Origin of the sequence: Rhizobium sp. BK251, from assembly GCF_004345245.1 — a bacterium.
GTDB lineage: Bacteria > Pseudomonadota > Alphaproteobacteria > Rhizobiales > Rhizobiaceae > Rhizobium.
In genome coordinates this window covers 24,467-36,765 of sequence record NZ_SLUQ01000016.1, presented here as the reverse complement: position 1 = coordinate 36,765, position 12,299 = coordinate 24,467, and the positions used below count along the sequence as shown (strand labels likewise).

Sequence of the window (12,299 nt, the reverse complement as noted above, 5' to 3'; positions counted from 1 at the left end):
GAATTCTCCCAGCGCCGTTACATATTATAGTTGATAAACTTAACCGCCGCAGACTGAATCAGTTGCGCATGGACATGCGCAAATTGGTCGGCCGGAATCTTGCGCGCCTGCGTCGGGAAAAAGGACTGACGCAGGAACAGGTCGAAATGCTGTCCGGTCTCAGTCAGCAATATCTAAGCGGACTCGAAAGGGGCCAGCGCAACCCGACCATTGTCACCCTGTATCTGCTTGCGCAGGCACTTGGCGTCAGCCACGTCGACCTGGTGCTCCCGGAGGATCCCCAGCACGGTCGCGACGACGCCCGATAGACGGGACCGGGCAGGAACGCCGTTCGTTATTCGCCGCCTGCGGCGACGTCGATCGGAACGTTGACCAGATGAAGCCGGTGATCAGCCATCGGTATCCATCCTCTCACCTCGTCAAGGCGTGACAGCTCCAGCGAGGCGGAAATCACGGTCGGCTCCTCGCCTGCACGGCCGATAATCCTGCCCCAGGGGTCGCATACCAACGAGTTTCCATAGGTCCGGCGCTTCTGGCCTTCCGGATCGGTGTAGCTACCGCATTGACCGCAGGCGACGAAGAAGGCCTGGAACTCGATTGCCCTGGCGCGGCACAGAACCTCCCAATGCTCCCTCCCGGTCGGCTCGGTAAACGCTGCAGGCAAGATGAACAGGCCAACGTTTTGATTGGCAAGCAGGTCAAAGAGGCGGCTGAAGCGAAGATCGTAGCAGATCGCGCATCCAATTCTGACACCCATGAACTCATAGATGAAAAGGCGGCTGCCGGGAGCGACGGTTTCCGACTCCCCGTAGTGCCGACCATCAGGCGTGGTCACGTCAAAGAGATGCATCTTCCTGTATCTGCCGACTTCCTTCCCTTCGGCGTTGAAGACGACAGTCGTATTGAAGATGCGGGAACTCGACGGGATCTTTTCGAGAAGGCTTCCCGCATGCACCCACACGCCGTTTCGCGCTGCGAACTCCTTGATCATCCGATATGCCTCACCGCCGGGGGCATTATCGGCGGCGACACGTTTCTCTGTCGGTGTGCCACCTGTCCAGTCGAAATGCTCAGGAAGAACTATGAGATCGGGCTTGTCTGAACCGACGGCCTGCTGCATGAGCCGCTCTGCCTGCAGGAGATTGTAATCGCGGTCAGGCAGCGAGTTCATTTGGACGAGCGATATCTTCATCAGGCGGCCTCGGGGCGGAAGGTGAAAATCGATTGGCCGGATTCCAGATGCGGCCGCAGTTCCAGTGATCGTTGCTGCCGGGCGATTGCTAGTTCGGCCAGGACGCGCATGTGGTCGGCATCTGCGATGAACACACCGTCATTGTCGGCGAGCACCGCATAACCGGGCAGGACGGCTGCGCCGCCGCAGGCGACGGGTACGTTGATTGAACCGCCAACCGCGATGTCCCTGTTTGTCGTCTTTGCGGAGACGCCCCGGCACCACACCGGAAGACCGATCGTCGCGATCTCCTCGAGATCGGTGCAGGGGCCGTCGATAACGATCCCGACGGCTCCTCTCGCTTTTGCGGCAGAGACCACGCCACCTCCCACGCAGGCGATATCGTCGCGATCCACCCGCGAAATCACAAGGATGTCTCCGGGTAGAAGCATGTCGACCGCCCTGTAGATAACGGTGCCGTCGCGGCCGGGTGCCGCGACGGTCAAGGCTGCGCCGATCGCCCGGGCAACGAAGACCGGACGAATATTCTCGCCTGCAAAGCCGAGATGCTCGAAATGGCCGATCGTTGCCGTATCCACATCGCGCAGCAACTGGACGAGATCCGCGGGGAGGGGAGGGCGACGATCCATCACCCGGTAGGTAATTGTCATGGACAAGCCTTTCTTTTGGGGCGCCCCGGCCTTGACCGGGTTTTCAGACCGGGCGCTCGCCCGAGGTCGTCGTGCGGTGCATGATGCGGATCGTGTTCGGATCGAAGGAATCCCGGCGGTGCATGGTGCAGCGGTTGTCCCACATCATGATGTCGCCTTCGTCCCACTTCTGGATAAAGATCTGGTCAGACTTCGTCGTGTGGTCCCAAAGCTCGGCGAGCAGGGCGTTGCTCTCGCCGAGCGGCATCCCCACGATCCATGCACCCTCCTGCGTTCCGCCGAGATAAAGCGCCTTGCGGCCCGTTTCGCCATGCCGTCGTGCCAGCGGGTGGACGATCCCGCTCCATTCCCGGAAGTCGTCACTTGCGGGCGTCGTCTTGCCAAGGCGAAGCTTCCCAGTCTTGTCGTAGACGTTCTGGAAGAAGATCTGGCGGCCCTCGACAGCCTTTCTGAGGGCCTCGGGCAATGTGTCATAGGCGAGGTAGGTCGACAGGAAGTAGGTGTCGCCACCCACAAGAGGGACCTTGATTGCCCTGAGAATGGCGCCCGCCGGCGGGCGTTCATAGAACCAGGTGTCGGTATGCCAGGTCGCCTCGCTGTTGCCCAGCGCACCGCTCGGCTTTCCGTCCTTCATCGCATTGCTGATGACGAGAATTTCGGGGTGCGTCGGATGCCCGCCTTCCTGCAGTTGCTTCGGATGGATGACAAAGTCCCCGAAATGACGGGAAAAACGAACCTGCTGCTCATCCGTGATCCGTGTCCTCTTGAACCGGATGACGCCGTATTGAAGCCAGTATTCGCGCAGCTTGGCGATGTCGCGGGCGTCGTGATTGTCGAAATCGAAGCCCTCGATGTCGGCGCAGACGTTGGTGTCATGCTGGATTGCGCGAAGTCTATGCTTTATCAGCATTTTTCATACTCCTCATTGCGACCTCCCTTTGAGATCAGCTTCATCCTAGGGCGGCGGGAAGGGCGATCTCCAATATCAATCCGAGCTGATTGATACGCGGCGGGAATAAATCAGGGGGCTATTCGGAAAGCATTTTCACGTCGCCGGCTTCGACGCCCAGAACGACGCCATCGCCGATATCTGCCGTACCGTCACTAGTGGAGCGCAAGAGAACCTTGAGCGCTATGCCGCCTGGTGTCGCCACGTGAAGCTCCTGGTGTGCGCCAAGATTCACCCTTCGCCTTATGGTTCCCTCGATACGGTTGAGGCCGTCGATCGGATCCTCGGAGCGCCCCAGCAACCGGATGGCCTCGGGTCTGATGCTGCAGAAGCGCACCCCGCGTCGCTCATCGGCTTCCTGGGCCTTCAGGACAAGCGGACTGTCAGCGACAGTGAGGATCGAGTGGGAGCCTACCCTGCCCGCAACGGCAACAGGCAGGATGTTCGACTTGCCGATGAACTCGGCAACGAAGCTGGTAGAGGGTTGCGCGTAAAGCGATGCCGGATCGCCCTGCTGGGCGATCTCGCCTTTCCACATTACGACGATCCGATCGGACATGGCCATGGCCTCCTCCTGGTCGTGCGTGACGTAGACGAAGGTCATGCCAAGTTCTTCCTGCACCTCCTTGAGTTCGCTGCGCATTGCCTCCCGCAATTTGAGATCGAGGTTGGACAGTGGCTCGTCCAGCAGCAGAACGGAAGGTCGAGGCGCAATTGCCCGCGCAAGCGCGACGCGTTGTTGCTGCCCACCGGAAAGCTCCCGTGGATAGCGCGCCTGGAAGCCAAGCAGATGGACGCTTCGCAGAGCGCTGGCAATCCCAGCGTCGATGTCCGAACGGGACGCACCTCGCATCTTGAGGCCGAAGCCGACATTCTGGGCGACCGTCATATGCGGGAAGAGCGCATAGTTCTGGAAAACGAGCCCAATGTTGCGCCTTTCCGGAGGGACGTTGCGCTGGCTGCTGCCTCGAATGCGTATGTCGCCATGCGTCGGTGCGTTAAATCCGGCGATCATGTTCAGCGTCGTCGTCTTGCCGCAGCCCGACGGACCGAGGAGGCTGACAAACTCGCCTCTCGGGATCTGCAGGTTGATGTCGTGTACGACAGGATTTCCGCCATAGGACTTGCTGACCGATACCAGTTCGATGTCGAGGGGGCTCATTTGCTTCCACCATGGATCTGCACAGAGAAACCGCCGACCTTTTCAAAGATGAGGATGACGGCGAGGATGAAGAGTAGGGAGGCAACGTTGACGGCTGCCATGACCGGATCGAGGCTGTATTCCAGATAATTGATCACCGTGATCGGAAGCGTCGTCTGGCCGGGCCTGACAAGAAAGACCGAGAGCGGGATGTTGTTGAAGGATATGATAAAGGCGAAGGTCATGCCGGAGAGTATTCCCGGCTTGACGAGCGGCAGGAGCACGTACTGGAGCCGCTGGCGCTTGCTGGCGCCGAGAATGCGGGCGGCGCGGTCCAGGTTGGCATCGAAATTTGCCATCGATGTCACGATCATCCTGACGACGAAGGGAAGCGTCAGGACGACGTGGGCGGCGATAAGCGCGGGGGTTCCCAGCAAGCCGTGGAAGCCCAGGGAGGACATCAGCAGGACAATCGCCACACCCTTGACAATCTGCGGGACTGAGAGCGGCGACAGCAGAAACGACATGATGATATCGCTCCCCGCAACCTTCTCGTAGGCGACGGCATAGGATGCAGCCAATCCGACAATCCCACTGATCGTCGCCACGATAATGGCGATCTCCGCGCTGAGCATGAACGGGTAGAGCCAGCGCGTGTCCAGAAGGTCCGCATACCATTGCGCGGTCCATTGCCAGGGCAGGAACGTCACCGCACTCGTCGGACTGAGCGAAGCGGCCAGAACCACGCCAAGCGGCAGGGTGATGAATGCAAGCACCAGGGCGAGGGCGACCCAGAACAGACATGAAAGCAGCCGGTTCATGCTGCACCTCCGCTTTCGCCATTTCGACGGCGCCCATAGAACGCCTCGAAGCGGACGCCGAAGAACGAGACAGCAAGCATCAGCACGAGGAGCACGTTGGCCATCACCGCCGCAAACGGCCAGTTGATGTAGAAAAGAACCTGCTCCGAGATCATTGTCGCAAGGACCTTGAAACCTGCCCCGCCCAGCAGAACAGGCGTGGCATAGGCGCTTGCCGCCATCGTGAAGGCAATAAGCAGCGAACTCACTACTCCGGGCAGGGACAACGGCAGCACCACGTGGCGAAGGACTGACAAGCGTGACGCGCCGAGCATCTGGGCGGCTCGCTCGAGGTTCTCGTCGATACCCTGGATGCTGGTCGTGAGCGAGAGTATCCCGAAGGGAAGAACGACGTGCGTAAGGCCGACGACGACGGCGAAAAGATTTTTCGATAGCGGCAGCGGAGACGAGATGACGCCAAGTGAAAGCAGCACATCGTTGATGAAGCCGCGATCCTCGAGAATGATCAGCCAGCCGTAGGTTCTCAAGACGACGCCTGCGAGCTCGGGGGCAAGGGCAAGGGCAAAAACCAAGGCCCTCCACCGGGTCCGGCAGCGCGCCAAGAAGTAGGCGACGGGATAGGCAAGGACGGTGACAGACACGGCCACCAGTACGGACATCAGCGCTGTACGTCCGAGCCCTGCAAGGGAGATCCCGTCGGACAGGAAGCGTTCATAGCTCGCAAGGCTCAACGCAGATGTCCTGGGGTCGGATAGGCTCACGCCAATCATCATGCCCATCGGAAGTGCAAAGAACATGATAAGCGTGATGGATGCCGGCAAAAGGGCGAAGTAGCCGCCGGATGCTGCCGCCGGGCGCGTGCGGGCGGGCGGAGAGGTAATGCTGATCGTGCTCATCTCTACCTCAGTTCGCCGCTGTCACGACTTCGCGTTCCCAGCGCTCTCCCCATTCGGAGAGCTTTTCGGCCACGACCGAAAGATCCGGCAAAAGCAAACCCTTCAGGTCGGCCTCCCTTGTGATCTGGCGCGAGCGCATTTCATCGGGAACCTCGATGTCGCTCCTGGCGCTACCCACCTTGTATCCTTCGACCCATGCCTCCTGGCTGGCCTTCTCGAGAAAGAAGTCGATGAACTTCATTGCGGCCGCCTTGTTTTCGGCGCCGACCGGAACATTGAGAGTGGCGATAAGAGGAATGGTTCCTTCCGCCGGGCGGACGTAGTCGACGGGCAAGCCGCTATCGACGAGCAGTTGGGCACGCCCGTTCCAGAACGGCATCGCCCATACCTCACCTTGCTTGATGTAGGTCTCAAGGATCGCCGAGGATTGCTCGAAGCCGATCGACTGTCGGGCCACCCCGGCCATTGCAGCAAAACCCGGGTCGAGATTGGAGACGAGATCGCCGCCATTGATCACCGACATGACCTGCAGAAGATAGACGGACATGATGTTCTGGAAGGTCGGCAGCACGATGCGGCCCTTGAGTTCCGGCGACAGTAGGGCGTTCCACGAGCTCGGCGGCGTATCGAGGACGTCCGTGCGATAGAGGAGCGACATGTATTGAACTTCATGCACGGCACCGCATGGTCCGGCCACATGGGCAAGCGCGGGCGACAGCCTTGAAAGATTGGGTACGGCGTTGGCGTGGAGCGGCTCGAGAAGACCGTCTCGGCAGCCCTCGAGCGATTGCGAGGCGGTCATGACGACGACGTCGAAACCGGGATGGCCGGAGGTTGCCTTGATCTTGGCGTAGTCCTGGGAGGCAGATCCGACCGCATCATAGACGACGTCGATCTTGTACTTATCCTCGAACGGCCGGATGATGCGTTCTTCTATGATTTCTTCATAGGGGCCGCCGTAGCTGTTGAGGATGAGTGTCTCGGCGTTGGCGTGCGGGGCGGCGGCCGCCAGGAGCACGGCCAAGCCGTACGGCTTTCCATTGATGTCCATGTTCGTTCCCGTTGTTTTGTTGCGGGACGAATGGTGGGGACAAAGCAAAGCGGGGTCTAATACGCTCGGACCGGGATTGATGCCCACCCGCTATCAATGGGAGGGTTTGCCTCGGGTCGGGAGTGCGGATACCGACGTGGCGGCCTGCATCCGGCACCAGTCAGGCTACGCGTCAGGCGGGGTGTCGCCATCCTCCTGGCTCAATTGCCTCACCAGGCTCCTGATGGCATGGCGCACCCTGACCGACTGGATCTTGTCGTATGCCTGTGCAACGGCGACCGCCTCCGGGCTGAAGAGGACGATCGTGCCGGACTCTTCGGCGTTGCGCGTCCCTGAAAAAAGTGCGGCAACGTCAATGTTGAAGTAGTCGGCGATCGCGGAGAGCCGGCCTGAGGAGATCCTGTTCTTCCCTTTTTCGTATTTCTGGACCTGCTGGAACGTTACTCCCAGTGCTTCTCCAAGCTCCCCCTGACTTATACCGCGCTGGACGCGCAGGATTTTGACGTTGTGGCCAACAGCGATGTCGACAATATTCAGGTTCTTCACGGGCATTGCTTCCTCCACTCTAGAGAAACAATAAGCCACGCCTTGGCGTTTCTGCAACCGCATGTCGCCAGAGCTCACTTTGCGGCTGGGCCTACCTTTTGCGTGGGACCTGCCCGTCCATCGGAACGTCGTCCGGTGGGTCAATGTCCTTTGTCTCGGTCAACCGGTGACGGGCAGCTATTTCCCTGACGACCGCCAGTGCCTGGGGGGGCGACCTTCCCTCAGCGAACTGAGATCGAATTCGCGCACCGATCATTCTTTGAATTTCAATGGACCAGGCCAACTAAACCTCCATCGTGTTTTGTTGCTTTCTCCAAATGAATATTCGACCCCTAAGCGCTACCGGCCAACCCCAGCGAGTATATGATTGCAACTTTTGGAATTTCAATCTATGGTTATGCGTCATTTGGCGAAAGGGGGCGCGCCACAATGAAAGCTCGTATTTTATTCTTCATTTTCTTTCTGGTTGTTGGCGGCGGACAGGCGTTTGCGGAATGTCCCGCGCCGGGAAGCAGCGATTTCCATACGGTCGCGACAGCCTTGTTCAATTGTTCGAGCGCCCGCCCGCTCAAGGGTGCCGAAACGGAACGGAAGTTTCAGATCCACTACGACTTCCCGCAGGCATTGCCGGAGACAAGCACGCTTCCCTGGCTGTCAGTCGATCCTATGGCAGATCCGGCCGGATATCTTCACGCTATTCTCGGTTACGCGACCAAGGTGAACGCCAGGGACGATGTCGACTGGCGGATCGAGGACAACAAGATGGAATCCTGGTGCAGCGCCCCCTGGTTTCACATGTCGCGCGAGCCATTGCATGGCATGACGAACGAGCGCTGGTCGCGGCCAAAGGAGCTGCACGAGCTGCAAGGCGCCTGGACGCGCAACTGGGCGGTCGGGATCTACAATGACGTTGCCTGCTATGGCTTCGGACAGATCTGGAAGGACCCGGCATTCCCGAAGACAAAAGGATTCAGCTTTGCCGACGGTGCGCTTGCCGTGAAGATGCTCTTCACCAACGCGACGCCGTCACAGGTGCCGTATCTCACAGGCTCCAAGGAATGGACGGTTGCAGCTCTTGACGATGGCGGCACGATCACGATGCGCCTGCTGCAGCTCGACGTGTCGATGAAGGACAAACGCTCCCCAAACGGGTGGTTCTTCGGCACCTTCATGTATGACGCCACCCAGCCCGGCGATACAGTCTGGGACAGGCTGGTGCCGGTCGGCCTAATATGGGGCAGCGACAACGACCTGACGGCAAAGGCCTATCTCGAGACCGGGGCTGTCGCAAAGCAGAGCTGGGTCAATCCCGCCGTTGCGTCGCGCTTCTTCGCTCTGCCGCGTCACAATCTCGGCCTGTTCGGCCGGGCCAATGGACCCGTCGACAATCCCAAGGCCGATTGCATCAGTTGTCACCTGCGTGCGCTCGACTGGGGCAGGGCGGTCCTGAAGGACTCGCCAGAAGAGAAGGAGGCGCTGACGCTGTTGCCGGACGTCCCGAACGATCCCTTCGACGACGCTGCGGTAAAGGCTTACTTCCGGGATATTGGAAGCCAATCACCGGTGCCAAATACCCAGTCGCTGGACTATTCATTGCAGGTTTCCGAAGGGGTTGGCGCCTTCCGGACCTGGGTCGCAACGGCATTCCCCGACCAGGCAGCATCGACGACAGATGTGACACCCTATCCGTTCACGCCGGCTCCCCCTGTCGCCGAAGCAGCACCGATGGCGCTGCCGGTCGACTCCGACAAGTTCAAGGCCGGGACGATCGACATGAACAACGACCTTTTCGTAAGGTAATATAGGAGAAGACACGCGCAAGATGTGCTAGCTTGTCCTCCATCGCACGGATGGGGGCAAACATGATCGTGCTGAACGCCTATGGCCGGTTCCGTCTGATCGACGAGAACGGCGACGATCTCACTCCGAAAAGCATGAGGGCGCGCGGCCTGATTGCCTTGCTCGCCATGACCACGGATCACTGCAGGTCGCGGGAGTGGCTTCAGGACATGCTGTGGAGCGATTGTGCTCCAAAGCGAGGAGCACAGAGCCTTCGACAGCTACTCCGGGCAATTCGGCTCTCTCTGGGCAACCATGCCGAAGTCCTGCGGGCGGATCGGCTCACCGTATCGCTGGACCCCCACCATTTCAGGCTCGCATTCGAAACGGGAAAGTCGCAGGACGCCGACGCTGACCGGGAGCTGTTCAGCGGCCTCGCAATTCCCGACCGCGAGTTTGAGGACTGGATCAGGAATCAACGAACGCGTCACGCGACGGGGTGCGCTTGGAACGATGATTCGGTGGGATCCGCAGGGCGGGCGAGAGGTAACCCCGCGATCTTTTTCCGCCACGTTGGTGCGAGCAGTGGCGAGGGGGAGGGGATTGTACGAAGCGTGCTTTCGCTCGCGACGGCATCACTACTGGATTTTTCTGATTTCCAGATCTTCCAGGAGGCGGAGCAGCAGACCTTTATGAGGCCGGAGGCACCACGGTACGGCATCGTCGTGGAACTGGCCTTCAACACCGGGTTTGCCGCGCAGCAGCTATTCGTCACGATGCGCGATGTCTCAAACGGCAGAGTACTTTGGAGTCGCAATTTTTCCATCGTGGTCACGAGCGACTTGGGCGACATTGAACAGATCCACACTGTATCCGCTGAGATTGTTGAGGCCATTCTGTCGACATTCAAGACGCGGGAGGAGGATCTCAGAATTCCGGAGTGTGCGGCAGTGCTCGCCAACCGCGCGCGCGGGCTTATCTTTCGCTACGACAAGCGAAGCCTTGCGGAAGCCGACAGGTTACTTCTTCTGGCATACGGCTACGACCCGAAGCCGCAGTACCTCGCCTGGCGTGCCTTCCTGCGGAACATGGCAAATTTCCAGCACCGCTCGCACTCGTTCCTTGGGGACCCGATCGACTTCGAGACCTTGGCGCGCGAGGCAATCCGCCAGGCGCCATCGAGTGCAATTGCGCTCGGGGTGGGGGCGCATCTCGAATATCTCTGCGGCGGATCCCAGCGCAGCTCTTTGCATCTTGCCCGGCGGGCGATCGGCTTCGACCCGCTCAATGCCATCAACCACGCGATCCTCTCCAATACCGAACTGGTGACCGGCAACCTGGCGGATAGCCGCAGGTCGTCGCTGCAGGCTTTGTCGCTCGCCGGCGGCAGTGACTATCGTTCATTCATGGAGTTCTTCTGCTGCATGTCGGCAGCGGCCATGGCCGATTACGACGCTGCAATCGATCATGCCGAGGCCGCAATTGTCCTGTGCCCGGCGTTTCGGGCGCCCCTGCGCTATCTCGTGGCGCTCTACAAATACACCGGCCGATCCGATCACCTGCAGAGGGCCATCCTGCGGATGCGCAGCGCCGAGCCTGGGTTTCAGGTTTCACACTTCCTCGATAGCACCTATCCGGTCACGACATTGCGGCGCATGCGCCTCATCGAGGCGATCGCCGGATAGCCCTTGGCGTCGCCATCGATGCCCTGCGCTTTTTTCCGAGACCGCCCACGAAACATGTCCGATTCACGCGAGAATCACGCGGGATTCACGTTGGAATCACGCTCGATTCACGCACACCTGCTACTAATGAAGTAACCACTGATCTTCGAGTGCTGAGGGGCGCAAGAGATGGAAAGCGAAGAACTCATAAGGGCACACCTGGCAGCCGCGCGCGAACTGGCCGTCACAGACGGGCTGAAACTGCTGACCTACCTGATCGAGATGGCAATTCTCGAGAATGCGTGCGAACCGGATCAGGAGTATATCGTGCTCAAGGCTCCGCCGCCCTTGGTCATGGACTTCCTGCACGGGAACTGATGTCCGGTCAAATCGCGAGCGATAAGGTGGCCATTCCGAAGGGACGGCCGGGGGCTATGCTCGCGATTCATCGGGCAGATTCGGACAGTTCAGTTCCGGGCGGTGCAGGCGGCCTTGGTGGAAGTGGGGAATGCTTCCACCAAGGCCCATTTATCTGCGCATATCGAATGCGCCGGCCGAGTCCTTTGCCCGTCACTGAGCGGTCTCCGGACCTCCCGCCTCTCGAAAGTCTCGTATCTGCTCAAGGGCATCCGCCAGAGACTTCTCGGCATGAGGTGGAAGTGACAGGTTCAATCTGGCCCCACCGACCAACGACATCACGATCCCGATAGTGTTGTCATCCGTGACGCCAAAAGTCACATCCTTCACATTCATGGCCATGAGAGTTTCGGGCTTGGCAGTCTCGTTCCTCTTCTTGGCCGCAAACTGCGCGGCGCCTTGAAACGTGCCAAGGAATTGAGATTCGAGGTGGCGCGATATGTGCATGATGAACCGCTTGCCATTGCTGTCGGTTAGGTCGAGGCAGAAATTCGCGCCGCTTCCCGACTCACCGAAGCCGTTGATTGATTTGACGTGGATATCGGGAATGTCCGTCATCTGATGTCCTTCTGCGACTGGCTTGAATGTTGGAAGGGAAACGCGCCTGTGACAGATCAAAGATCTCTGCGACCTTGAGAAGAATTCCAGCGATCGCAATCAAGACGAAGCCATAGAGCACGCACGCAAGCAGGCGATGACCCATCGTTGCCCTTCCTTCTTTTTCGGTTCTTGGATGCAAGACGGGAGAATGTCCACCTCACCATTAATGGCGAGACCAATCTTCGCCGCACGAGCCGCTCCATCGATAGCCACATCGTTGAACTTGCCGAGACGTTACTGGTAGGTCTGCTTCAGCAATTCAAGGGCTTCGGGCAAAGAGAAGCCCCGGCATACGGCTGGGGGGCGGGCCGGGGCTTTGGCCGACTTTGGGCAGGTCGGCAGTGAGTTGCTTTAACAATATGCTCTCATAAGCTGCATTTCGCTACCGTAGATTCTGAGGGCGTCCCGCAATAAATCCTGCTCTACCCGTCGCGCAATGCGCGATTGTGATGTGGTGGCTCATTTCGGCAGGGACGCCTTGGGCCTGGATGCCACTTGCGATAGCGGCCTTGCGACGGGAGCAATCGTCACGTCGGCTAGCCCACTATCTTGGGTCGCGGGTCGCTACGGCCTAAGCCGTTGCGCCCTTGAGC

The 12,299-nt window shown here is 59.5% G+C and carries 13 protein-coding genes; 4 read left to right on the top strand and 9 right to left on the bottom strand.

Annotated elements, in window-relative coordinates:
* Positions 1-68: 68 nt before the first annotated feature.
* Positions 69-308 carry a helix-turn-helix transcriptional regulator gene (locus tag EV286_RS29865; protein WP_132960887.1) on the top strand — a complete coding sequence of 80 codons (240 nt, stop codon included), beginning with the start codon at positions 69-71 and terminating at the stop codon, positions 306-308.
* Between the two features lie 26 nt (positions 309-334).
* Here the strand turns inward: EV286_RS29865 and EV286_RS29860 are convergent, their stop codons facing one another.
* From EV286_RS29860 to EV286_RS29825, 8 genes are all read right to left on the bottom strand, one after another.
* Positions 335-1,192: a carbon-nitrogen hydrolase family protein gene (locus EV286_RS29860; protein ID WP_132960886.1), complete on the bottom strand. Its 858-nt coding sequence runs from the start codon at positions 1,190-1,192 to the stop codon at positions 335-337.
* Positions 1,192-1,842, bottom strand: coding sequence for an RraA family protein (locus EV286_RS29855; protein WP_132960885.1), 651 nt, complete (start codon positions 1,840-1,842; stop codon positions 1,192-1,194). Before EV286_RS29855 ends, EV286_RS29860 begins: the two co-directional genes overlap by 1 nt.
* A gap of 43 nt (positions 1,843-1,885) precedes the next feature.
* Positions 1,886-2,752, bottom strand: coding sequence for a TauD/TfdA family dioxygenase (locus tag EV286_RS29850; RefSeq protein ID WP_132960884.1), 867 nt, complete (start codon positions 2,750-2,752; stop codon positions 1,886-1,888).
* A gap of 118 nt (positions 2,753-2,870) precedes the next feature.
* On the bottom strand, positions 2,871-3,953 hold the full coding sequence (locus EV286_RS29845) for an ABC transporter ATP-binding protein (protein WP_132960883.1): 1,083 nt from the start codon (positions 3,951-3,953) through the stop codon (positions 2,871-2,873).
* The gene (locus EV286_RS29840; protein WP_132960882.1) at positions 3,950-4,753 is read right to left on the bottom strand and encodes an ABC transporter permease; all 804 of its coding nucleotides are present in this window, start codon (positions 4,751-4,753) and stop codon (positions 3,950-3,952) included. The genes EV286_RS29845 and EV286_RS29840 overlap by 4 nt, the downstream gene beginning before the upstream one ends.
* On the bottom strand, positions 4,750-5,649 hold the full coding sequence (locus EV286_RS29835; protein WP_132960881.1) for an ABC transporter permease: 900 nt from the start codon (positions 5,647-5,649) through the stop codon (positions 4,750-4,752). The genes EV286_RS29840 and EV286_RS29835 overlap by 4 nt, the downstream gene beginning before the upstream one ends.
* Positions 5,650-5,656: 7 nt before the next feature.
* Entirely contained in the window at positions 5,657-6,700 is a 1,044-nt protein-coding gene (locus EV286_RS29830; RefSeq protein WP_132960880.1) for an ABC transporter substrate-binding protein, read from the bottom strand.
* Positions 6,701-6,865: 165 nt separating this feature from the next.
* Positions 6,866-7,252, bottom strand: a complete 387-nt coding sequence (locus EV286_RS29825; RefSeq protein WP_165932984.1) for a helix-turn-helix transcriptional regulator — start codon at positions 7,250-7,252, stop codon at positions 6,866-6,868.
* Positions 7,253-7,675: 423 nt separating this feature from the next.
* On the opposite strand from EV286_RS29825, the gene EV286_RS29820 reads away from it, so the two are divergent.
* From EV286_RS29820 to EV286_RS29810, 3 genes are all read left to right on the top strand, one after another.
* Positions 7,676-9,046 (top strand): hypothetical protein, encoded by a 1,371-nt coding sequence (locus EV286_RS29820; RefSeq protein ID WP_132960878.1) that lies wholly within the window; start codon positions 7,676-7,678, stop codon positions 9,044-9,046.
* Between the two features lie 62 nt (positions 9,047-9,108).
* On the top strand, positions 9,109-10,710 hold the full coding sequence (locus EV286_RS29815) for a hypothetical protein (RefSeq protein WP_132960877.1): 1,602 nt from the start codon (positions 9,109-9,111) through the stop codon (positions 10,708-10,710).
* Positions 10,711-10,878: 168 nt separating this feature from the next.
* A complete protein-coding gene (locus EV286_RS29810; RefSeq protein ID WP_132960876.1) occupies positions 10,879-11,067 on the top strand; it encodes a hypothetical protein in 189 nt (62 codons plus the stop codon).
* Positions 11,068-11,259: 192 nt separating this feature from the next.
* Here the strand turns inward: EV286_RS29810 and EV286_RS29805 are convergent, their stop codons facing one another.
* Entirely contained in the window at positions 11,260-11,664 is a 405-nt protein-coding gene (locus EV286_RS29805) for a hypothetical protein (protein ID WP_132960875.1), read from the bottom strand.
* Positions 11,665-12,299 lie beyond the last annotated feature (635 nt).

Bases quoted from the DNA above. Each gene is read 5' to 3' on its own strand.
- EV286_RS29865 (WP_132960887.1), top strand. From the start codon at position 69: ATGGACATGCGCAAATTGGTCGGCCGGAATCTTGCGCGCCTGCGTCGG.
- EV286_RS29860 (WP_132960886.1), bottom strand. From the start codon at position 1,192: ATGAAGATATCGCTCGTCCAAATGAACTCGCTGCCTGACCGCGATTAC.
- EV286_RS29855 (WP_132960885.1), bottom strand. From the start codon at position 1,842: ATGACAATTACCTACCGGGTGATGGATCGTCGCCCTCCCCTCCCCGCG.
- EV286_RS29850 (WP_132960884.1), bottom strand. From the start codon at position 2,752: ATGCTGATAAAGCATAGACTTCGCGCAATCCAGCATGACACCAACGTC.
- EV286_RS29845 (WP_132960883.1), bottom strand. From the start codon at position 3,953: ATGAGCCCCCTCGACATCGAACTGGTATCGGTCAGCAAGTCCTATGGC.
- EV286_RS29840 (WP_132960882.1), bottom strand. From the start codon at position 4,753: ATGAACCGGCTGCTTTCATGTCTGTTCTGGGTCGCCCTCGCCCTGGTG.
- EV286_RS29835 (WP_132960881.1), bottom strand. From the start codon at position 5,649: ATGAGCACGATCAGCATTACCTCTCCGCCCGCCCGCACGCGCCCGGCG.
- EV286_RS29830 (WP_132960880.1), bottom strand. From the start codon at position 6,700: ATGGACATCAATGGAAAGCCGTACGGCTTGGCCGTGCTCCTGGCGGCC.
- EV286_RS29825 (WP_165932984.1), bottom strand. From the start codon at position 7,252: ATGCCCGTGAAGAACCTGAATATTGTCGACATCGCTGTTGGCCACAAC.
- EV286_RS29820 (WP_132960878.1), top strand. From the start codon at position 7,676: ATGAAAGCTCGTATTTTATTCTTCATTTTCTTTCTGGTTGTTGGCGGC.
- EV286_RS29815 (WP_132960877.1), top strand. From the start codon at position 9,109: ATGATCGTGCTGAACGCCTATGGCCGGTTCCGTCTGATCGACGAGAAC.
- EV286_RS29810 (WP_132960876.1), top strand. From the start codon at position 10,879: ATGGAAAGCGAAGAACTCATAAGGGCACACCTGGCAGCCGCGCGCGAA.
- EV286_RS29805 (WP_132960875.1), bottom strand. From the start codon at position 11,664: ATGACGGACATTCCCGATATCCACGTCAAATCAATCAACGGCTTCGGT.